The sequence below is a fragment of the Kitasatospora sp. NPDC038210 genome (genome assembly GCF_055600605.1).
This window is the reverse complement of record NZ_JBVJYK010000008.1, coordinates 75,255-95,269: the sequence shown is the minus strand read 5'-3', so window position 1 is coordinate 95,269 and position 20,015 is coordinate 75,255. Positions and strand designations below refer to the sequence as shown.

18 protein-coding genes and 1 riboswitch are annotated in these 20,015 nt (G+C 75.6%); of the genes, 8 read left to right on the top strand and 10 right to left on the bottom strand.

From position 1 onward, the window contains the following. Positions 1-2 precede the first annotated feature (2 nt). The gene (locus tag ACZ7KX_RS18445) at positions 3-1,028 is read left to right on the top strand and encodes a TolB family protein (protein WP_470327476.1); all 1,026 of its coding nucleotides are present in this window, start codon (positions 3-5) and stop codon (positions 1,026-1,028) included. A gap of 93 nt (positions 1,029-1,121) precedes the next feature. After that, positions 1,122-2,126, top strand: a complete 1,005-nt coding sequence (locus ACZ7KX_RS18440) for a hypothetical protein (protein WP_470327322.1) — start codon at positions 1,122-1,124, stop codon at positions 2,124-2,126. Positions 2,127-2,217: 91 nt separating this feature from the next. On the opposite strand, the gene ACZ7KX_RS18435 is transcribed toward ACZ7KX_RS18440, so the two are convergent. Next, complete coding sequence (locus tag ACZ7KX_RS18435; protein ID WP_470327321.1) at positions 2,218-3,168, bottom strand: EamA family transporter; 951 nt, start codon at positions 3,166-3,168, stop codon at positions 2,218-2,220. 138 nt (positions 3,169-3,306) lie between these two features. Here ACZ7KX_RS18435 and ACZ7KX_RS18430 point away from each other — a divergent pair, with 138 nt between their 5' ends. Continuing rightward, positions 3,307-3,819 carry a MarR family winged helix-turn-helix transcriptional regulator gene (locus tag ACZ7KX_RS18430; protein WP_350521318.1) on the top strand — a complete coding sequence of 171 codons (513 nt, stop codon included), beginning with the start codon at positions 3,307-3,309 and terminating at the stop codon, positions 3,817-3,819. Between the two features lie 188 nt (positions 3,820-4,007). Next, a complete protein-coding gene (locus tag ACZ7KX_RS18425; RefSeq protein WP_470327320.1) occupies positions 4,008-4,490 on the top strand; it encodes a hypothetical protein in 483 nt (160 codons plus the stop codon). Positions 4,491-4,555: 65 nt separating this feature from the next. On the opposite strand, the gene ACZ7KX_RS18420 is transcribed toward ACZ7KX_RS18425, so the two are convergent. Continuing rightward, positions 4,556-5,737: an FAD-dependent monooxygenase gene (locus ACZ7KX_RS18420; RefSeq protein ID WP_470327319.1), complete on the bottom strand. Its 1,182-nt coding sequence runs from the start codon at positions 5,735-5,737 to the stop codon at positions 4,556-4,558. 121 nt (positions 5,738-5,858) lie between these two features. On the opposite strand from ACZ7KX_RS18420, the gene ACZ7KX_RS18415 reads away from it, so the two are divergent. Next, the gene (locus ACZ7KX_RS18415; protein ID WP_470327318.1) at positions 5,859-6,455 is read left to right on the top strand and encodes a TetR/AcrR family transcriptional regulator; all 597 of its coding nucleotides are present in this window, start codon (positions 5,859-5,861) and stop codon (positions 6,453-6,455) included. Here ACZ7KX_RS18415 and cpt read toward each other — a convergent pair. Genes cpt through ACZ7KX_RS18385 form a run of 6 tightly spaced genes read right to left on the bottom strand, consistent with a single transcriptional unit; the run spans position 6,425 to position 13,611 of the window. After that, positions 6,425-7,009 carry a chloramphenicol phosphotransferase CPT gene (cpt, locus tag ACZ7KX_RS18410; RefSeq protein WP_470327475.1) on the bottom strand — a complete coding sequence of 195 codons (585 nt, stop codon included), beginning with the start codon at positions 7,007-7,009 and terminating at the stop codon, positions 6,425-6,427. The two genes, ACZ7KX_RS18415 and cpt, sit on opposite strands and share 31 nt — an antisense overlap. 15 nt (positions 7,010-7,024) lie before the next feature. Continuing rightward, entirely contained in the window at positions 7,025-8,395 is a 1,371-nt protein-coding gene (locus ACZ7KX_RS18405; RefSeq protein WP_470327317.1) for a cobyrinate a,c-diamide synthase, read from the bottom strand. 13 nt (positions 8,396-8,408) lie between these two features. Next, positions 8,409-9,014 carry a cob(I)yrinic acid a,c-diamide adenosyltransferase gene (gene cobO / locus ACZ7KX_RS18400; RefSeq protein ID WP_350521313.1) on the bottom strand — a complete coding sequence of 202 codons (606 nt, stop codon included), beginning with the start codon at positions 9,012-9,014 and terminating at the stop codon, positions 8,409-8,411. A 3-nt stretch (positions 9,015-9,017) separates the two neighbouring features. Beyond that, complete coding sequence (locus ACZ7KX_RS18395) at positions 9,018-11,093, bottom strand: putative cobaltochelatase (protein ID WP_470327316.1); 2,076 nt, start codon at positions 11,091-11,093, stop codon at positions 9,018-9,020. After that, complete coding sequence (locus tag ACZ7KX_RS18390; protein WP_470327315.1) at positions 11,090-12,628, bottom strand: cobyric acid synthase; 1,539 nt, start codon at positions 12,626-12,628, stop codon at positions 11,090-11,092. The genes ACZ7KX_RS18395 and ACZ7KX_RS18390 overlap by 4 nt, the downstream gene beginning before the upstream one ends. Then, positions 12,625-13,611 carry a cobalamin biosynthesis protein gene (locus tag ACZ7KX_RS18385; protein WP_350521310.1) on the bottom strand — a complete coding sequence of 329 codons (987 nt, stop codon included), beginning with the start codon at positions 13,609-13,611 and terminating at the stop codon, positions 12,625-12,627. The genes ACZ7KX_RS18390 and ACZ7KX_RS18385 overlap by 4 nt, the downstream gene beginning before the upstream one ends. A 182-nt stretch (positions 13,612-13,793) precedes the next feature. Further along, a riboswitch (cobalamin riboswitch) is annotated at positions 13,794-13,927 on the bottom strand. A gap of 196 nt (positions 13,928-14,123) precedes the next feature. Between ACZ7KX_RS18385 and ACZ7KX_RS18380 the strand changes: the two genes are divergently transcribed. From ACZ7KX_RS18380 to ACZ7KX_RS18370, 3 genes are all read left to right on the top strand, one after another. Then, positions 14,124-14,822 (top strand): helix-turn-helix domain-containing protein, encoded by a 699-nt coding sequence (locus ACZ7KX_RS18380; RefSeq protein WP_470327314.1) that lies wholly within the window; start codon positions 14,124-14,126, stop codon positions 14,820-14,822. Between the two features lie 148 nt (positions 14,823-14,970). Next, positions 14,971-16,083 carry an alpha/beta hydrolase family protein gene (locus ACZ7KX_RS18375; protein WP_470327313.1) on the top strand — a complete coding sequence of 371 codons (1,113 nt, stop codon included), beginning with the start codon at positions 14,971-14,973 and terminating at the stop codon, positions 16,081-16,083. A 639-nt stretch (positions 16,084-16,722) separates the two neighbouring features. Beyond that, positions 16,723-18,048: a hypothetical protein gene (locus tag ACZ7KX_RS18370; protein WP_350525311.1), complete on the top strand. Its 1,326-nt coding sequence runs from the start codon at positions 16,723-16,725 to the stop codon at positions 18,046-18,048. A 122-nt stretch (positions 18,049-18,170) separates the two neighbouring features. On the opposite strand, the gene ACZ7KX_RS18365 is transcribed toward ACZ7KX_RS18370, so the two are convergent. Together ACZ7KX_RS18365 and ACZ7KX_RS18360 are read right to left on the bottom strand one after the other, a co-directional pair. Beyond that, on the bottom strand, positions 18,171-19,049 hold the full coding sequence (locus tag ACZ7KX_RS18365; protein ID WP_030242067.1) for a CDP-alcohol phosphatidyltransferase family protein: 879 nt from the start codon (positions 19,047-19,049) through the stop codon (positions 18,171-18,173). Beyond that, positions 19,036-19,728, bottom strand: coding sequence for a phosphatidylserine decarboxylase (locus ACZ7KX_RS18360; protein WP_350525310.1), 693 nt, complete (start codon positions 19,726-19,728; stop codon positions 19,036-19,038). Before ACZ7KX_RS18360 ends, ACZ7KX_RS18365 begins: the two co-directional genes overlap by 14 nt. Positions 19,729-20,015: the final 287 nt, after the last annotated feature.

Here is a 20,015-nt window from a genome sequence, read left to right as displayed (position 1 = left end):
ACCTGCAGAACCGGACCAGGGTGATCATCCTGCTGGTCGCCGTCGTGCTGCTCGGCGCGGTCGGCACCGGGGCCGTCCTGTACGCGGCCGACCGCACCGCCCGCCGGGACCAGGCCCAGCCCGGCGGCCCCTCCGTCCGGCCCGGCACCGTCTCCCTCCAAGTTCCGAGCGGCGGGCGCCAGTTGATGTTCCGCAACATGGCCTGGGGCCCGCACCGGGACGAGATCACCACCGTCGCCGCCGACCACCCCGACGGCCCCCGCACGGCCTCCGGCGTCCAGTGCCTGCGCTTCCACGCCGCCGCGGGCACCGGGATCTGCCTCCAGGCCCAGCGCGGCGCGCTGGAGGACACCTACCGGGCCGTCATCCTCGACGACCACCTGCGCGAACGGCGATCCTTCCCCGCCGCCGGCATCCCCACCCGCTCCCGGGTCTCGCCGTCCGGGCACCTCGCCGCCTGGACGGTGTTCGTCAGCGGCGACTCGTACGCGGGCAGCAACTTCTCCACCCGCACCTCGATCGTGGACGTCCGGGACTGGAACCTCCGGGAGAACCTGGAGGACTTCGCGATCATCCTGGACGGCCACCCGTCCCAGGCGCACGACATCAACATCTGGGGCGTCACCTTCGCCGACGACACCACCTTCTACGCCACCGTCGCCAGCGGCGGGCAGACCCACCTCGTCCGCGGCGACCTCGCCGCCCGCACCCTCACCGCGCTGCACGACAACGTCGAGTGCCCCTCCCTCTCCCCGGACGGCACCCGCATCGCGTACAAGAAGCGCGTCCCCGGCCTCCCCGACGACGCCCCGTGGCGGCTGTACGTGCTGGACCTCGCCACCATGACCGAGACCGCCACCGCCGAGCAGCGCAACATCGACGACCAGGCGCTCTGGTCCGGCGACGGCACCCTGCTCTACGCCCTGCCCGGAGACTACGGCGCCGACCTGTGGGCCGTCCCGGCCGACGGCTCGGGCAGCCCCCAGCCGGTCACCAAGGCTGCGGTGGCCCCCGCCTACCTGGGCTGAGGAACTCTCGACTACGGTCCCACGTCGAGCACAGTGTGACGTCCTGATCGAACAAGCGGATCGAACGTCCTGATCGAGGGGGAGCAGCAACCCGTGGACGGCATCCCACCCGAGCGCATGGTGACCGACTCCTGGCCCGCCCTGCACGGCCGACCCGTCCTGCGGCGCACCGTCGCCGTCGGGCTGGTGCTGTGCGTGTCCGTCGGCGCCGCCCTCGTGGTGCGCGGCGTCAACGCGCTCACCCTCGGCAGCCCCGGCCACGAGACCGACCGCGACCGCGCCGAACGCCTGGCCGGCCTCCACCCCTCCCAGCACCCCGGCGTCGGCCGGTACTACGTCCCGGTCGGCGCCGTCTACGCCCACACCTCCGACGGCGCCCCCATCGCCTACCTGCACTACCGCCTCGGCGGCGGCAAGGCCCCGGGCCTCGGCGACTTCCTCAGCGCCTACGACCTCCCCGCCCCCGGCCCCGCCGCCCCCCTTCCGCCCGACCTCGTCGCCGCCCTCGGCGGCGACGAGCCGGCCGAGGCGCCGGAGCTCCCGGAGGGGCCGGTCACTCCGCCGTCTCCGGTCTCCTCGCCGTCCGCTCTGCCGTCTCCGGCCTCTTCACCGGTCACTCCGCCGTCTCCGGTCCCCTCGCCGTCCGTTCCGCCGTCTCCGGCCTCCTCGCCGTCCGTCTTCCCTGAGGCCGAGGCCTCTCCGTCCCCGTCCCGGCCCTGCTCGCACGCCTCGCACTCCTCGCACTCGCACTCCTCGCACTCCTCGCCGTCCGGGCCGTCGTCCTCCGCCGCTCCGGCTCCCACCGGCGACGCCACCGCCCTCGCCCCCGGGGCGGACTCCGAGCCGGACCCCGATGTCGATCCGGACGCCGGTTCCGATGCGGAGGCCGCCCCGACCCTGGAGGCCACCCCGACCTCGGAGGTCACCCCCGCTCCCGACGGCGAGCCCGCCGTCATCACGCCCACTCCCACCGCGACCGTCACCCCGACCCCCACCGCCACGCCCACGCGCGGCTCCGCCACCCGCCGTATCTACGTGGCCGCCATCCCCGGCGGCCTCTCCGGCGCCGCCGACATCTACATCCGCGCCACCGGATGACCCCCGGGCGCCCAGCTCCCGTGCGCGCGCATGCCGCTGCCCCGCCGAGCGGTGCTCGACGGGGCAGCGGTGAGGGGGTGGCGCTGCTTGGTCAGCGAGTGGCTGCCGGGACCCGGACCGGGACCGCGGCCGGAGCCGGAGCAGCGGCGGGGACCGGGGCGGGAGCCGGGGCCGGGGCGGCGGTCCTGCGGGCGGGGGCCTGGCCCACGACCAGGGCGCCGAGGGCGAGCAGGAGGCCGAGGACCTGCCAGCCGGTGAGGGTCTGGCCGAGGACGACGAGGCCGCCGACGGTCGCGACGACCGGGTTGATCAGGCCGAGGAACGAGGCCGGGCCGGCGCCGAGGTGGGCGATGCCGCGGAACCACAGGACGTAGCCGAGCGCGGTGCTGAACAGCCCGAGGTAGGCGAAGCCGGCCAGGTTGGCGGCGCTCAGTGCGGGCGGCGCGCCCTCGACGAACGCCGCGAGCGGGACCAGGAAGACCGAGCCGGCGAGCAGCTGCCACGCGGTGAGGTCGGTCAGGGTGGCGCCCTCGGGGCGGCCCCAGCGCCGGGTGAGGACGGTGCCCATGGCCATCAGCGCGATCCCGATGACCATTGCGGTGATCCCGATGCCGTCCAGCCGGGCGCCGCTCTTGATCACCAGGAGTGCGACCCCGGCGACCCCGACCAGTCCGGCGAACAGTGTGCGCCGTCCGGGCCGTACGCCGAGCACGCCGATCGAGAACCCGGCGACGAGCAGCGGCTGGATCGCCCCGATGGTGGCCGCGACCCCGCCGGGCAGGCGGTACGCGCCGACGAACATGAGCGGGAAGAACAGCCCGATGTTGAGCATCCCCAGCGCTGCCGCCCGCCCCCACCAGCGCCCCTTGGGCAGCTTGCGGCCGATCGCCAGCAGCAGCAGCCCGGCGGGCAGGGCGCGCAGCGCGGCGAGCAGCAGCGGGCGGCCTTCGGGCAGCAGCTGGGTGGTGACCAGGTAGGTCGTGCCCCAGGCAGCCGGGGCGAGTGCAGCGGTGGCGGCGATTCCTGCGCGCTTGCGGTCCATGACGGCCATCCCCTCAACGTTGATTATCTGAACGTTGAGATAAGTTCTACGCGCCAAGGTAGGTGAACGTCAAGTATGTGAAGGTTAAGATATTCGGGCGGGGGTCTCCCGGAAGCAGAGCCAGGAAGGCGGCAGACCATGCAGCAGCGCGACACCGTCGACGACATCGTCGAGCAGTGGGCGAGGACCCGTCCCGATCTGAACCCCGGCGCCATGGGCCTGATCGGCCGACTGCGGCGGCTCAACGTCCGGGTCGACAACGCCCTGCGCGAGTACTTCACCACCTGTGGCCTGGACTCCTCCGAGTTCGACGTCCTGGCCACCCTGCGCCGCTCCGGCGCGCCCTACGAGCTCAACGCCCGTGCCCTCCTCAAGGCCGCCATGGTCACCTCCGGCGCCATCACCAATCGGGTCGACCGGCTGAGCGCCAAGGGGCTGGTCGAGCGCAACCCCTCTCCGGACGACCGTCGCGCCGTCCTGATCCGCCTCACCCCGGCGGGCAAGGACCTCATCGACGGCGCCCTGGCCGGCCACGTCGACAACGAGGAACGCATCCTCGCCGCACTCGACGACGACGAGCGTGCCCAGCTCGACGGGCTGTTGCGCAAGCTCCTCGTCGCGCACGGCGACACCGAGCCGCTCCTCGACTGAGCCCCGGCCGCCCGGCGCCCACACACCCGGCGCCCACACACCCGGCGCCCGGCGCCCGACCCGGCGCCCGGCGCCCGACCCGGGCCGGGTGTCGGGCAGCGGCGCGTGTCCGGTGGCCGCCCGGCTGCGTTGACCCCACGGAGCCCGCGCCTGCGGACCCTGCGGAACCGCACCGGAGGAGAGGCCCGATGAAGGACAGGACGCCCAGGGACATCGCCGTCGGCGACCAGCTGAGGGCGGCCGGTGCGGAGGGCGCCCGGTGGCTCGCCGCCGCCGGGTGGGGCCCGCCGGTGACCGTCCCGCTGCGGCAGGCCGCCGCGTGGCAGCGGGAGACCCGGGCCCGGATGCTGGCGGCGCAGGAGGACGAGTCCTGCACCTGGTGCGACCACCTGCTCGACGGCGGCCCCCAGCCCGTCGTCGTGCACGCCGAGTGCCCCACCCACCTGATCTGCCGGGCCTGTTCCGTCGCCGCCCGCCCCCACCGCCCCTGCCTGGACTGCGGCGGGCCCGCCGCCTCCCCGTCCCCGGCCGACGGCCGTGAGGACGTCTTCATGGGCGCGGTGACGATCTACACCCGCCTCCGCTGCGCCGCCTGCTGCCGCGCCGATGCCCTGCGTGGCACCGTCGGCGGCGGCGCGCCCGACGGCGGCACCTTCGGCAACGGCGTCTGACGGCTCCCCGGCCGGGTCCGCCGCCCGGCCCCACGGGCCGAACGCTGCACGGCCTCGGCCGCTCCTCAGGCGGCTCCGCCCAGGGCGGGCGGCTGCCAGTCGTAGGTCCGGGCGGAGCGGCTGAGCAGGGCGCGGGCGGGGAGGAGGCCGGCGAGGGTGAGCGCGGTGGTGCGGAGCAGGGTCGCGACGGGGGTGCGGAGGGCGACGAGGTCGCCGATGCGGCGGGAGCCGGTGACGATGGCGGTGGTGCGGGGGAGCCGGGCGGCGGTGTAGCCGGGGAGGGTGGTGACGGGGTCCGTGGAGGGGGTGAGCGGGGCGGCGAGGACGACGGCGTCCTCGATGGCCTGGCAGGCGCCCTGGCCCTGGAAGGGGCACATCGCGTGGGCGGCGTCGCCGAGGAGGGCGACCCGGCCGAGGTGGTGGGCGGGCAGGGGGTCGGCGAGGTCCCAGACGTCGTGGCGCAGGACGCGGTCGGGCTCGGCGAGCGCGAGGAGTTGGGGGACGGGGGCGCACCAGGTGCCGTAGTGGCGCAGGAGTTCGGCCTTCTCGTCGCCGTCGGCGGCCCGGGCGCCGGCGGGGGCGAGGGCGGCGCCGTACACGTAGACCCGGCCGTCGGCGAGCGGGACGACCCCGGCGAGCCGTCCGCGTCCCCAGACCTCGCCGACGGCGGCCGGTCGGCGGGCGGGCGTCACGATGGTGCGCCAGGTGGTGAAGCCGCTGTAGCGGGGGCCGGGGTGCCGGGGGAAGAGCAGGCCTCGGGTGGCGGAGCGGATGCCGTCGGCGGCGACGACCAGTGCGGCGGACCGTTCGCCGTCCGGGGTCCGGACGACGGCGGGTTCGGTGGCGCTCCCGGGGTTGACGAGCGAGGCGGGCGAGTCGGTGCGGACGGTGCCCTCCGGGAGGGCGTCGACCAGTGCGGCGATGACCTCGGCGCGGGCGACGGCGGCGATGGTGTCGCCGAAGCAGGCCTCGAAGGTGGCGGTGTCGGTGCGGGCGAGCCAGCGGCCGGAGGGGTGGCGCAGACCGACGGCGGGGTGACTGTCCGCGAGGGAGCGCAGGCGTGCGCCGACGCCGAGCCGGTCGAGGGCGCGCAGGGCGTTGGGGGCGAGGGCGAGTCCGGCGCCGACGGGTTCGAGCGAGGCGGCGCGCTCGTGGACGGTCACGGGGACGCCCTGTCGGTGGAGGGCGAGGGCGGCGGCCAGCCCGCCGATGCCGCCGCCGATGACGATCGCCTGGTGCCTGCCCATGGGTGGGCTCCTCTCCGACGCTCACACTACGGCTGTAGTTGCCGCTGTGCGTACCGTACTACACATGTAGTTCCGATGGACTACTGCCGTAGTGGGTTGGGATCGTTCGAGGAGAAAGGCCATGATCGGACCCATGACACCCCCGCGCCCGACCCTGATCGCCGACGCCGCCATCACCCTGATCGCCGAACGCGGCCTGCGCGGGCTGACCCACCGCGCCGTGGACGAGGAGGCCGGGCTGCCCGCCGGATCGACCTCCAACCTCGCCCGGACCAGGGCCGCCCTGCTGGAGGTCGCGCTGGTCCGGATCGTCGCGCGGGAGACCTCGGACCACCCCGTCCTCACCGGCGAGCCCCCGGCCGACGCCTCGCCCCGGGAACTGCTCGAACGGGTCGGCGCCGACCTCCTCTTCCAGGCGCTCACCACCGGACGCCAGGTCACCCTGGCCCGCCTCGAACTCGCCCTGGAGGCCACCCGGAGGCCCGAACTGCGCGCCGTCTACGACCGGTTGGGTGCGCGCTTCGCCGACATCGCCGCCGCCCTGCTCGCCCGGTGCGGCTCGGCCGACCCGGTGGCCGACGCCCGGCGGCTGGTCCGCTGGTGCGACGGGGTGCTGTTCAACGCGACGGCCGGCAGCGGACACCTGCGCACGCCGGTGCCGGAGGAACTGCGCGAGGAGACGGCGCGCTACCTCGCCTCGCTGCTCGACCGGGACTGACCCGGCGCCACCGGCCGGACGCGGCGCCCGCCCACCCGCGCGGCGATGGTGCGGGCGCACTCGGCGGCGGAGGCCCGTGAGCTGTCCACCACCAGGTCGTACGCGACCCCCGCGTGCACCGCCTCCGCCTGCGCGGCGGCCATCCCGGCCACCCGGTCGCCGCGTGCGGCCTCCCGGGCCGCGGCCACCGCAGGCTCGCAGCGCACGCCGACCCAGAGCACGTCCAGGCCGTCCAGGGCCGCCCGCCAGCGGGCCTGCGAGGCGGTGGTGCCGAGGAACACCTCGTCCACCAGGATCCGGGCGCCGGCCCGGGCCATCGCCGCCACCCCGATCGTCCACGCGGCGTCCAGCCGGGCGAAGGCCGTCCCGACCTCGACCGTCCCGTCCCCGCCGTCCAGGCCGCCGATGCCCTCGCCGCCGTCGCGCAGCGCGGGCGGCAGGGCGTCGACCATGGTGTCCGCGCCGAGGTGCAGCCACGGCTCGGGCAGCAGCTCCTGCAGGCAGCGGGCGATGCTCGACTTGCCGGAGCTGGAGCCGCCGTTGAGGACGATCACATGCATGGGCGGATCCTACGGTCTGCCGCCGTGGGCGGCCGCCGCGGCCGTGAAGGACGACGCCAGCGCGGGCGCCCCCGCCCAGTGCAGGTGCAGGTAGGAGGCGTGCACATTGCTCCCGGCGAAGCCCTCCGTGCGCGGCCCGGTCGGCAAGTGCCAGCCCCAGGCGGGGTGTTCGCCCGCGCCCGGTTCGCACACCGTCCGGTGGAACTCGTGCCCGCGCAGCCGGGTGCCGACCGGCGCGAGCGGCGAGTCGTGCAGCGCGACGGCCTCCCGGTAGCCGAGGGTGAGGCGTTCGGTCATCCGGGCGCCGGCATCCAGCACGCCGCACATCGGCAGGCCGTCCAACTCCCGCCCCAGGTACAGCAGTCCGGCGCACTCGGCGGCGATCGGCCCGCCCGAGGCGGCGAACGCGGCGATGGCCGAGCGCAGCGCGGCGTTCCCGCTCAACTCCCTTACGTACAGCTCCGGGAAGCCGCCGCCGATGACCAGCCCGGCCGTCCCGGCCGGCAGCGCGGTGGCGTTCAGCGGGTCGAACGGGACGACCTCCGCCCCTGCCGCGCCGAGCAGTTCGGCGTTCTCCGCGTACGAGAAGGAGAACGCCGCGCCGCCCGCGACCGCGATCCGCGGCCGCCCGGCCACCGGGGTGACCTCGGTCGACGGGTCCCACGGTTCGGCGTCCAAGTCGGGCGCGGTGCGGGCGAGTTCCAGCAGTGCGTCCAGGTCGACGGAGGAGGCGACCAGGTCGCCCATGTCGGCGACCGCCTTCAGCGCCTCCGCCGAGCGCTCCACCGCCGGGATCAGCCCGAGGTGGCGGGAGGGCGTGGCGACCGCCGCCGAGCGGCGCAGCGCACCCAGTACCGGCACGCCGGAGCCCTCCTCCAGGGCCTCGCGCAGCAGGTGCTCGTGCCGGTCGGAGGCGACCCGGTTGAGGATCACCCCGGCCAGGCGCACCTGCGGGTCCCAGGAGGCGAAGCCGTGCACCAGCGCGGCCACCGAGCGGGACTGCGAGGAGCCGTCCACCACCAGCACCACCGGTGCCCGCAGCAGCTTGGCGACGTGCGCGGTGGACGCCAGCTCGCCGCGCCCCGAGGCCCCGTCGAACAGGCCCATGACGCCTTCGACGACCGCGACGTCGGCCCCCGCCGCGCCGTGCAGGAACAGCGGCGCGATCCGTTCCGGCCCGCACAGGAAGGCGTCCAGGTTGCGGCCCGGGCGCCCGGCGGCGAGCGCGTGGTAGCCCGGGTCGATGTAGTCCGGGCCGACCTTGTGCGGCGACACCGCCAGCCCGCGCGCGGCGAGCGCCGCGATCAGGCCGGTGGCGACGGTGGTCTTGCCGGCGCCGGAGGAGGGCGCGGCGACGACGAGGCGGGGGATTGTGCTCAACGGTCCACTCGATCTACCACTCGATGCCGCGCTGGCCCTTGCGGCCGGCGTCCATGGGGTGCTTCACCTTGGTCATCTCGGTGACCAGGTCGGCGAAGTCGGTCAGTGCCTCGGGGGCGTACCGGCCGGTGATGACGACGTGCTGGCTGCCCGGGCGGTCCTTGAGCACGGACACCACCTCGTCGGCGTCGATCCACCCCCAGTGCATCGGGTAGGTGAACTCGTCGAGCACGTAGAAGCGGTAGGTCTCGGCCGCGAGGTCGCGCTTGACCTGCTCCCAGCCCTCCTTGGCCGCCTCCTCGCTGGTCATCTCCTGCTCGGCGGAGCGCTGGATCCAGGACCAGCCGGAGCCCATCTTGTGCCAGTCGACGGTGCCGCCCTCGCCGGAGGCGCCGAGCACGCGCAGCGCGTTCTCCTCGCCGACCTTCCACTTGGCGGACTTCACGAACTGGAACACCCCGACCGGCCAGCCCTGGTTCCAGGCCCGCAGCGCCATGCCGAACGCGGCCGTGGACTTGCCCTTGCCGGGGCCGGTGTGCACGGCGGTGATCGGCAGCGTGCGGCGCTGACGGGTCGTCAGACCGTCGTCGGGGACGCTCTCGGGGACGCCCTTGGGCATGGGTCAGGCCGCCTTTCGCAGGGTGGTCGCGCGGTTGTCGCGGACGGTCGTGGGACGGTTCTCGCGGACGAGCGAGGCCACGCCCTCGGCGCGCAGCTCGTCCAGGCTGACGGCGGTGCCGCCGAGCTGCCCGGCCAGGGTGCGGGCCAGGCCCAGCCGGACCGGGCCGGACTCGCAGTCCAGCACCACGCTCGCCGTGCCCTGCGCCGCGAACAGCGCGGCCGCGCGGTGGGAGCGGGCGAGCGCGTCGCGCCCGCCGGTGGCCCGGCCGTCGGTCACCACGACCAGCAGCGGGCGGCGGCTCGGGTCGCGCAGCCGCTCGACCCGCAGCACCTCGTGGGCCCGCAGCAGCCCCTCGGCCAGCGGGGTCCGCCCGCCGGTGGGCAGCGACTCCAGCCGGGCCGCGCCGACCTCCACGGAGGAGGTCGGCGGCAGCGCCAGCTCGGCGCCGGTGCCGCGGAAGGTGATCATGCCGATCTTGTCGCGCCGCTGGTAGGCGTCCATCAGCAGGGACAGCACGGCGCCCTTGACGGCCGTCATCCGCTGCCGGGCGGCCATCGATCCGGAGGCGTCGACCACGAACAGCACCAGGTTGGACTCCCGCCCCTGACGCACCTGTTCGCGGAAGTCGTCCTTCTGCAGCACCAGCGCCCGGCCGCTGCGCCCGCGCACCACCTGGTGCGGCGCGGCGGCCTGCAGGGTCGCGGTCAGGTGGAGCCGGCCCAGCGCGCCCTGCGGGCGGCGGGCGCGGATGGTGTGGCCGCCGTTGGTCTCGGCGGGGGAGCGGCGGCCCTGGGCACCGTGGCCGGTGCCGCGGACGGTGAACAGCTTGGTCCGGTACGGGTCCCCGGCCGCGACCGGCGCCGACTCCCGTGCGGGGGAGGGGTGCTGGGTCGGGACGGGCTGCTGCGGCTGTTGTTCCGCGCCGTCCGGTCCGTCCTCCGCGGGCGCCTCCGGTGCGCCGTCGGCGGACGGCTCGGGCGCCCCACCGCCGTCCGGGCCGCCGCCGTCGGGGCCGCCCTCCGGGCCCGGGCCGTCGCCCTCGGGCTCCGGGTCGTCGTCGCCCTGGGAGTGCTCCTCCAGCGTCCGCTCCAGCTGCTCCTCGTCCAGCCCCGGAGCGTCGAAGGGGTTGCGGCGCCGCCGGTGCGGCAGCGCCAGCCGGGCGGCCTGGCGGACGTCCTCCTCCAGCACCTCGGTGCGACCGTCCCAGGCGGCGAGCGCGACGGCCGTGCGGGCCATCACGATGTCGGCACGCAGGCCGTCCACCTCGAACGCGGCGCACACCGCGGTGATCTGACGCAGCGCCACATCGGTCAGCTCGACCTTGGGGAGCAACTCCCGGGCCGCGGTGATGCGTTCGGCGAGCGCCCGCTCCTCCTCGGCGAACCGCGCGGCGAAGCCGGCTGGGTCCGCGTCGTACGCGAGCCGGCGCCGGACCACCTCGGCGCGCTCGGCCGGGTCCCGGGTGGCGGCGATCTCGACGGTCAGGCCGAACCGGTCGAGCAGCTGCGGCCGCAGCTCGCCCTCCTCCGGGTTCATCGTGCCGACCAGCAGGAAGCGGGCCGCGTGCCGCACCGACACGCCCTCGCGCTCGACGTACGAGCGGCCCATCGCGGCGGCGTCCAGCAGCAGGTCCACCACGTGGTCCTGGAGCAGGTTCACCTCGTCGATGTACAGCACGCCGCGGTGCGCCCGCGCGAGCAGTCCGGGCTCGTACGCCTTGACGCCCTCGGCCAGGGCGCGCTCCAGGTCCAGCGAGCCGACGATCCGGTCCTCGGCCACGCCGACCGGCAACTCGACCAGCTGGGAGGGCCGTTCGTGGCTCACGGCGGCGGAGTGCGGCCCGTCCGGGCACTGCGGGTCGGGCGCGGCCGGGTCGCAGGCGAAGCGGCAGCCCTCCACGGTGGCGATGGACGGCAGCAGGCCGGCCAGCGCGCGCACCATGGTCGACTTCGCGGTGCCCTTCTCGCCGCGCACCAGCACGCCGCCCACAGCGGGGGAGACCGCGTTCAGCAGCAGCCCGAGCCGCAGGTCGGCCATGCCGACGATCGCGGTGAACGGATAGCGGACGTCAGTCATGCGTCACTCCCAGGTGCCCCGGGCGCCAGGAACGGCAGCGATCCGGCCGCCGGCACCCCGCCCTCGATCAGCTTCCACAGCGCGTCGGTGTCCGCGTGTTCCTCGATCAGGTCGCCCAGCCGGTCCAGCCGGGCCTCGCGGGCCTCGGCGAACGAGGTGTCCGGGGCCGGCACGAACGCCCGCCCGGCCAGGTCGGCCACCTCGCGCAGGAGTTCGCGGCGGAAGCCGTCGTTCTCCAGCACGCCGTGCCAGGTCGTGCCCCAGACCGAGCCCGCCCGGCAGCCGTCCAGGCTCTGCCCCCGGTCATCGGAGATGAACCTGTCGCCCCCCTCCACGGTCACCACCCCGTGGTGGATCTCGTAGCCCACGACCCGTCGGCCGTACGCCTCGCCGACCGGCCGCGCCAGCACCTTCTCGACGCCGAACCGCACCTGCGTCGGCAGCAGGCCGAGCCCGTCGACGGCGCCCGCCTTGGACTCCACCTCGTCGACGATCCCGCGTGCCAGCATCTGGTAGCCGCCGCAGACCCCGAGGATCGGCAGCCCGGCCGCCGCGCGCGCCTTCAGCGCCGGTTCGAGGCCGCGCTCGCGCAGCCAGGCGAGGTCCGCCACGGTGGCCCGGGTGCCGGGCAGCACCACCAGGTCGGCGTCGGCCAGCTCCTCCGGCCTGGTGGCCCAGCGCACCAGGACGCCGGGCTCCTGCGCCAGCGCGTCCACGTCGGTGAAGTTGGACAGCCGGGGGAAGCGCACCACGGCCACCCGCAGCACGTCCGCCCCGAGCGGGCCGCGCCCGTCGACCCGGTCCACCACGGTCGACAGGTCCAGCGAGTCCTCGGCGTCCAGCCACAGCCCGGGCAGCATCGGCAGGGTGCCCAGCACCGGACGGCCGGTCAGCCCGTGCAGCATCTCCAGGCCGGGCGCGAGCAGCCGCGCGTCGCCGCGGAACTTGTTGACGAACCAGCCCGCCACGTGCCGCTGGTCCTCCGCGGACAGCAGCGCCAGCGTGCCGTACATCGCCGCGAACACACCGCCCCGGTCGATGTCCCCGACCACCACCACCGGCAGCCCGGCGGCCGTGGCCAGGCCCATGTTGGCGATGTCGCGGTCACGCAGGTTGATCTCGGCGGGCGATCCGGCGCCCTCGCAGACGACCACCTCGTAGCGGCTGCGCAGATCGGCCAGGCACTCCAGGGCGCGTTCCAGCAGGACGGGCTTGCGCTCGCGGTAGTCCAGCGCGCCCACCTCGGCGACCGGCCTGCCCAGCAGTACCACCTGGCTGCGACCGTCCGCGCCGGGCTTCAGCAGCACCGGGTTCATCGCCGCCTCCGGCTCCACCCGGGCGGCCTGCGCCTGCATCGCCTGGGCGCGTCCGATCTCGGCGCCGTCGGCGGTGACGAAGGAGTTCAACGACATGTTCTGTGCCTTGAACGGCGCGACCCGCACGCCCTGGCGGGCCAGCCAGCGGCAGATGCCGGCGGTGACCACGCTCTTGCCCGCGTCCGAGGTCGTCCCGGCGACCAGCAGCGCGTTCGTCATGCCCTTCCCCTCTTCCCACGGAGCGCGCGCAGCAGGACGTGCCCCGCGACCGTCGTACCCAGCGCCAGCGCGCCCACCCGCCGGGAGAGCGTGCAGGCCCGTTCGATGTCGTCGACCGTGACCGGCCGCAGCTCCCCGCCCAGTACTGGCCGGTGCTCGACGCGCTCGCCGTACTGCAGGGTCCCGCCCAGCCGCACGCCCACCGCGCCGGCGAACGCCGACTCCGCCTGGCCGGCGTTCGGGCTCGGGTGCGAGGAGCCGTCGCGCCGCCAGACCCGCCAGGCCGTCCGCGGCTGCGGGGCGGCGGCCACCGTCAGCAGGGCCGTCAGCCGGGCGCCGGGCCAGCCCGCCACGTCGTCCAGCCGGGCCGAGGCCCAGCCGAACCGGGCGTGGCGCGGCGAGCGGTGGCCCACCATGGCGTCCAGGGTGTTCACCGCGCGGAAGGCCAGCAGCCCGGGCGTGCCGGCCAGGGCGCCCCAGGCCAGGGCGTTCACCACGGCGTCGGCGGTGTTCTCGGCCACCGACTCGACCACCGCGCGGGCGATCTGCTGCTCGTCCAGCGCGCTCGGGTCGCGCCCGCACAGGTGCGGCAGCCGCTCCCGCGCGGCCCGCAGGTCGCCCTGCTGCAGCGAGCGGCCGATGGCGCGGGCCTCCCGGGTCAGCGAGGTGCCGCCGAGCACGGTCCAGGTCGCGGCCGCCGCGAGCGCGGCCCGGCCCAGCGGTCGCCGGCCGACGGTACGGTCCAGGGCCAGCGCGCCCGCCGCGACCGTACCCACGCACAGCGCCGTGTACCCGGCCCCGGCCGCCCGGTCGTCGCGCCACAGCCGCCGCTCCAGGCGGGTGGCGGCGCTGCCGAAGACGGCCACCGGGTGGCCCCGGCGCGGGTCGGCGAAGCGGGCGTCGGCGGCGTAGCCCACGACGGCACCCACCGCGAACGCGGCGGCGCGGCCCCAGCGGCGGCCGGCCGCAGGACGGACGGTCACCGGCCGCACGCCGGACGGCGGCTCACGGAGGGACAGCTCACGGAGGGGGAGCCCAGCGGAAGGCGGCTCATCGGGAGGCGGCTCGGCGGAAGGCAGCTCGGAGTCCGGCCGGGCGGGGCAGCCTGCATCGCGTGCGTGTCCTCACTCAGGGTCCGCGCCCTGGATCGACGTAGCGGGGGCGAGAGTCTCCTGGCTTCCGGGTCGGACGCACTCCCGGTGCCTTCCAGCGGCTTCTGACGGCCCGCCGTGGCGAGATTTCCGAGCGTGCTCCCCGGTGACAGTGGCGGGACCGCGCCGGACTCGCACCGGCTTCCTCTCCATGCCTCCGATTGGCCCCAGGATCCCATCACGCGGCCGAACCGGGAGTCAACCGAGGTCACGGAGGGGTTGGTCACACGGGACGGCGGCCGATGAGCTGTGGGATCGCCCAGCGCGGCACCGCCCCCGGGTCGGCCGCTTCGTGGGTTCGGTCGCTGGGGCCGCGCCGTGGTCCGCGCCTAGCGTTCGGTGGCATGCGTCGCAGAAAGCCCCCCGCCGCCCCGCCCCCGGTGCCGTTCTCGCCCGCAGCCGCCCGCGCCCACCGGGCCGCCCTCGGCCTCACCCCCGAACAGGTCGCCGAGGGCCTGGCCGCGCACGGCGTACGGCTGCTGCCCGCCCACGTCCTCGCCTGGGAGAGCGGCGAGCTGCGCCCCGGCGAACCGGAGTTCATCGCCCTCGCCCGCGCCCTCTGGTGCCCCGCCGTCCAGCTGATGGACACCCGCCCGGTCCGGTTGCGCGACCACCGCGTCGCCCGTGAGCTCGGCCAGGCGGCCGTCGCCGAGCGCACCGGCACCACCCTCGACTCCTACCGGCAGGCCGAACTGACCGACCGCTGGGAGGGCGACGAGGAACAGACCCGCGCCCTCGCCGACGTCCTCGGCCTCGGCCTGCCCTCACTCGTCGAGGCCACCGGCCGCGGGGAGGCGCTCGACCACCTCCTCCGCCAGTGCGTCACCGGCCGCTGGCAGCCCCACCTCCGCGCCCTCGCCCGCATCGTCCCCGCCCCCGCCGACACCCTCGCCGACGCCCTCGCCGCCCTTCACCAGGAGCACCACGTCCCCACCCACTGGGGCGCCACCACCCGCACCGCACCGCCCCCGGCCGCCGGATCCCTCACCCCCCGCTTCTGGCACCTCCTCGACACCGCGGGCACCACCGGGCCGACCGCGTAACAAGGGGGAGGCGGCCGGCCCTCCGACGGCGGCTGCGGACCCGGAGGCCGTGCCCCGGACGGGTCAGCCCGGTGGCCGCGCGGGCGGTGCGCCGGTGGACTGGTGCACGAACACCGTCCGGTCCGAGACCAACAGAGCGGGGAACGATATGCGCTGGGGAACCGCTGCCGTCGTGGCGGCCGCCGCCGTCGGAACCGGGGCCGTCGTCCTGGTGATCGGCCGTCGGGCTTCCGAGCGGACGGTCCGTCCGGTCACCGCCGTCCGGGAGTCCGGGCCGGTCGTGGTCCGGAGCGTCGGCGCCGGGCGGGTCACCTTCACCCGCAGCCCGGAGAGCCTGCACCCCGGCCGCTGGGCGGTCGAGTGGGGCGACAACGGCCACGCCGTCGTGGAGGACGTCCTGCACAGCGACGAGCAGGGCGTCACCCGTCGGCTGGTCCGCGCCGACCAGGGCACGCTCACCCCCGGCACCGAGGTCCGCTTCACCCCCCGCGTCCACCTCGGCGACCCCACCCGGGCACTCGGCCTCGCCTACACCGACACCTCCGTCTACGGGGAACTCGGCGCGCTCCCCGCCTGGCACCTCGACGGCAAGCGCGGCACCTGGGTGATCCTCGTCCACGGCCCGGAGGCCGACCGCCAGCAGACCCTCCCGGTGCTGCCCGTCCTCGACCGCTTCGGCCTGCCCGTCCTCGCCGTCACCTACCGCGGCGACGAGGGAGCCCCGGCCTCCCCGGACGGTTACAGCCACTTCGGCGAGACCGAGTGGCGGGACGTCGAGGCGGCGGTACGGCTGGCGCTCGACAACGGCGCGAGCCGGGTGATCCTCTACGGCTGGTCGGTCGGCGCCACGGTGGTCCTGCAGACCGCGGCCCGCTCGACCTGGGCCCACGCCGTCAGCGGCCTGATCCTCGACTCGCCGGTCCTCGACCTGCCGGGCTCCGCCCGCCGCGACGCCGAACGGCTCGGCTTCCGCGGCGCCGCCGCCGAACTCGGCGTCCTCGCCGCGCGGGGCCGCACCGGGGTCGACCTCGCCGACTTCTCCCGCATCGCCGAGGGCGCCGACCTGCGCGTCCCGACGCTGCTCCTGCACAGCCCGGACGACCGGGTCTCCCCGTTCCGCAGCGCCGAACGCCTCGCCGCCGCCCGCCCCGACGTGGTCAACCTCCAGGCCTTTCCCGGCGCCGACCACGCCGCCCTGTGGAACAGCGCGCCCGACCACTACACCGAGCTCCTCCGCCGCTGGCTCACCCCGCTCCTCTGACCCGGGGGCCGGCGCCCGCGCGGCCGGCAGCCGTGGGGCTGCGGGCCGGGCGCCGGGCACGGGGCGCGCGGCGCCGGGCCGGGTGACGCGGGAAGTCGGACCCGTCGACTTCCCGCGCGCCGAGATCGGCCCGATCCGCCGGCCATCCGTCCGGATTCGGGCTGGACAGCTCCGCCGGGCGTCGAGGGCCCCGTCGTCGATCGCCGCGATCGCCGCGCAGCCGGGGGCACATCCTGGCCCCTGTTGATCACCCCCGACCTCACACTCCGTGACCGTTCGAACGGCCGCAGCAACCGCCCCGGCTCACCTGGCATGAGCAGGCCACACGTTTCCGGCCAGGCGGTTTGCCTCTGTTGCCCGATCTTGCGGAGGTGCCGCCGCCGGTCGTCCGGTCGTACGGACAACCGGATGTGACAGAAGGCCGGTACAAGGGGAAGACTGCTCGACGTGACGTCTCGGAACCCGCGCGACCGTGATGCCCCGCTCCCGCCTCCGATCGGTACCGGTGCGACGGTGACCCGTCTCCCCGGTACGGCCCACCGGCCAGCCGGCGGCAGGCCGAGCGGGGCGGGTGTACCCCGCAACGGCGTACCCCGGCGACGAGGGCCCGCGCCGGCGCCCGGTCGGGGCCGGGTTCCCGTGCCGGAGGGCTTCCCCGCACCGGCCGAGCTGGCGCCGCTGGCCCGCCGGATGCTGGTGGACGCCGTCCGGATCGCCCGCTGGGCCGGGGAGCTGGAGGAGGTCGACAAGCGCGGCGAGCTGCTCCCGGAGGACGCCCGTGCGGCCGGCCGGGCGCTGGCCATGACGGTCGGCGCCGCCGCCAAGGCCTGGGGGCAGGCGCTCCTGGTGGGCCTGGTGGAGGCCCGGGACGCGGGAGCCGGCCCCGGCTGGCGCCTGCACGCCTGGGAGCACGACGACGAGGCCGTGGTGCGCGGCTGGTCGGCACTGTTCGACGCCTGGACCCTGCTCGCCCCGGTGCCGCCCGCCGCGCTGCGCGGGGTGTTCGCCGTGCTGGCCGGGCAGGCCGTGGACCAGGCTCCGCAGCTGCTGTCCTTCCTGCACCTGGTGGACGGCCCGGTGCCCGAGAGCGAGCTGCTGGAGCTGCTGCGGCGCGGCCTGGACGAGCGCCGGGTCGGCGGCGGTCCCGGCGGTCCCGGCCTGTCGCCGGTGCCGCACGCGGCCTCCGCGGTGTCCGCGGTCCGCGGCACCTGCCGGGAGCCGCAGATCGACACCCCGGCCGCGCCCTCGGACGTGGCCGCGGTCCTGGACTGGATGCTGGACGGCCTGGCGGCCGTCGGCGCGCTCACCCGCAGGAACGATGCGGCCGAGCTGTCGCCGCTCGGCCACTGGGCGGTGCGGGCGAAGCTGGAGGAGATCTGCACGGTCGCGCAGACGGCGGCCGGGCACATCGAGCAGAGCGCCTTCGAGCTGCTGAACGCCTGCGCGGACTACTCGCCGGGCCCGGCCCGCGCCGAGTACCGCGCCTGGGTCGCGGCCCGTCCGGCGGACCGCGCGGTGGCCGAGCTGCTGGACGCGGCGCAGGGCGACGACGCGCTGGTGCGCGGGCTGGCCTTCGAGGCGCTGCGGGTGGCCGGCGGGCCGGCCGAGCAGGCCGTGCGGGCGGCGGTGGACGAGCCGGTGCTGCGCCCGTACGCGCTGCTGTGGCTGGCGGAGCGCGCGGACGAGGGGGTCTCCCCGGCGGACGTGCTGGGCGCCGACGACGCGGCCTGGCTCTGGGTGGACACGGCGGCCGCAGTGCTCGACCACGGCGAGACGGAGCTGCTGGTGGGCCACGTCGAGGGCGCCTCGGCGGGGGACCCGGTGCGGCTGTTCGCGCGGGCGCGGCAGTCCGGGCACCCGCGGGCGGCCTCGGTGCTGACGGCGGTCTCGGGCGTGCACCCGGACCCGGGCGTGGCGCGGGCGGCCCGCCGCTCGGCCTTCAGCGTCCACACCGGCGGCGCGTGATCCCGCGGAGCCCAGCCCCGCGGGTACGCGGAGCCGGCGGACCGCAGAACATGCGGAAGGCATGCGGAAGGGCCCGGAACCGATCGGTTCCGGGCCCTTCCGCATGCGACGGTCGAGCGGCCTCAGCCGAGCCGCGACTCCGCCCGCCGGGCGCGGACGTCGCCGACCTTCTGCCCCACCTTGCGGCGGATGACCAGTAGCGGCGCCATCGCGGCGAGCGTGATCTGGGCGAACGCGCCGACGTGCATCAGCGCGTCGCCGCCGGGCAGGCCGGTGGCCCAGGCGGCCAGGCAGCCGATGGAGACCACGATCCAGCAGAGCGTGGCGGTGGCGAGCAGCCCCTGCGGCTTCGGGTACTCGATCCGGCTGACCATCAGGTACGCGGCGCCGAAGATGGCGAGCAGACCGGGCAGGAACGGCGGGTCGAGCAGCACGATGGCGATGACCGTCATCGCGCCCATCGGGCAGGGCATGCCCTGGAACACCCCGGGCCGCATCTTGACGGCCGAGAAGCGGGCCAGCCGCAGCACGACCGCGAGCAGCACGGTGATCGCGATGAGCGCCGAGAGCTTGCTGTTGGAGCCCTGGGAGACCATGCCCCAGACCGCGACGAAGTAGGCCGGCGCGATGCCGAAGCTGATCAGGTCCGCCAGGTTGTCCAGTTCCGCTCCGAGGGCGGAGGAGCGCAGCTTGCGCGCCACCAGGCCGTCGAAGAGGTCGCACATCGAGCCGATCAGCAGCAGCGTGACCGCCGTGGCGGCGCTGTGCCGGTCCGGAGCGGCGTCCGGGTTGGTGATGTGCGGGACGAGGACCCCGGTGGTGATCGAGTAGATCGCCAGGAAGCCGCAGACGGCGTTCCCCAGGGTCAGGAAGTCGGCGGTGGACAGGTGCTGGGGAGAACGCGGAGCACGCAGCTCGCGGTCGCGCGCCCAGCGGCGGCGGCGCAGGGACGTCTCCTCGTCGTCCAGGCCGACGATTGTCTCAGGATCAGTCACGGTCAAGGCGCGTCACCCCGGCTGTGGTCTTCTGGCCGACCTCGACGCCGACCTCGACGCCGGCCGGCAGGTAGGTGTCGACCCGGGACCCGAACCGGATCAGACCGATCCGGTCGCCCTGCTCGACCTTGGTTCCGGCGGCCACGTACGGCACGATGCGGCGGGCCACGGCCCCCGCGATCTGGACCATCTCGATGTCGCCGAGCTCGGTGTCGAAGTGCCAGACGACCCGCTCGTTCTGGTCGCTGTCCTTGTTGAACGCGGGGACGAAGCCGCCCGCGACGTGCTCGACCGACGTCACCGTGCCCGGCAGGGGCGCGCGGTTGACGTGGACGTTGAGCGGGCTCATGAAGATCGCGACCCGGGTGCGGCCGTCCGGCCAGGCGTCGATGCTCTGCACCACGCCGTCGGCGGGGGAGATCACTCTGCCCGTGCCGACCTCACGCTCGGGGTCGCGGAAGAACCACAGCATGCCCGCGCTGAGCGCGCAGGCGGGTACCGCCGCCAGGGCCCACTTGCCGCTGCGCCGGGTGAGGGCGGTGGTCACGGCGGCCGTGGCGAGGGTGGGGACGAACCAGGGGGTGGCTCCGCGCGCGATGGTCACGCGGGGTCGCCGACCGGACGTCGGGGCTGCGAGGGCATCGCGGTCCGGGACGGAGGTGTGAGGGGACGGGCTGATGGGCATCGAAGACCTTTGTCGCGGGGGATCATGGCCGCTGGACGGGGGCCACCGCGGAATCGGTAATAGAGGGACGGCTTGCTGTCCCGGTGGATGCTATCGGGAGCACACGGTGGGTGGGCAACCCGCCTGCTCGTTCATGTGTCCGGCGGGAGCGCGTGTGCGCGTCCCACCTCTACGACCGTAGCTCGCCCCGGTCCGGTTCCCAAGGGACCGGACGCGGCTGGTGAGACTTGTCTCAGCGGGTGCCCCGATCGAACCACGGCGGGGAAACGGGTGCGGCGGCCGGAAGA

Excerpts from the sequence above, each read along its gene's own strand:
- ACZ7KX_RS18425 (WP_470327320.1), top strand. The coding sequence starts at position 4,008 with ATGAAGGACAGGACGCCCAGGGACATCGCCGTCGGCGACCAGCTGAGG.
- ACZ7KX_RS18395 (WP_470327316.1), bottom strand. The coding sequence starts at position 11,093 with ATGACTGACGTCCGCTATCCGTTCACCGCGATCGTCGGCATGGCCGAC.
- ACZ7KX_RS18420 (WP_470327319.1), bottom strand. The coding sequence starts at position 5,737 with ATGGGCAGGCACCAGGCGATCGTCATCGGCGGCGGCATCGGCGGGCTG.
- ACZ7KX_RS18415 (WP_470327318.1), top strand. The coding sequence starts at position 5,859 with ATGATCGGACCCATGACACCCCCGCGCCCGACCCTGATCGCCGACGCC.
- cobO (WP_350521313.1), bottom strand. The coding sequence starts at position 9,014 with ATGCCCAAGGGCGTCCCCGAGAGCGTCCCCGACGACGGTCTGACGACC.
- ACZ7KX_RS18390 (WP_470327315.1), bottom strand. The coding sequence starts at position 12,628 with ATGACGAACGCGCTGCTGGTCGCCGGGACGACCTCGGACGCGGGCAAG.
- ACZ7KX_RS18380 (WP_470327314.1), top strand. The coding sequence starts at position 14,124 with ATGCGTCGCAGAAAGCCCCCCGCCGCCCCGCCCCCGGTGCCGTTCTCG.
- ACZ7KX_RS18360 (WP_350525310.1), bottom strand. The coding sequence starts at position 19,728 with ATGCCCATCAGCCCGTCCCCTCACACCTCCGTCCCGGACCGCGATGCC.
- ACZ7KX_RS18435 (WP_470327321.1), bottom strand. The coding sequence starts at position 3,168 with ATGGACCGCAAGCGCGCAGGAATCGCCGCCACCGCTGCACTCGCCCCG.
- ACZ7KX_RS18430 (WP_350521318.1), top strand. The coding sequence starts at position 3,307 with ATGCAGCAGCGCGACACCGTCGACGACATCGTCGAGCAGTGGGCGAGG.
- ACZ7KX_RS18375 (WP_470327313.1), top strand. The coding sequence starts at position 14,971 with ATGCGCTGGGGAACCGCTGCCGTCGTGGCGGCCGCCGCCGTCGGAACC.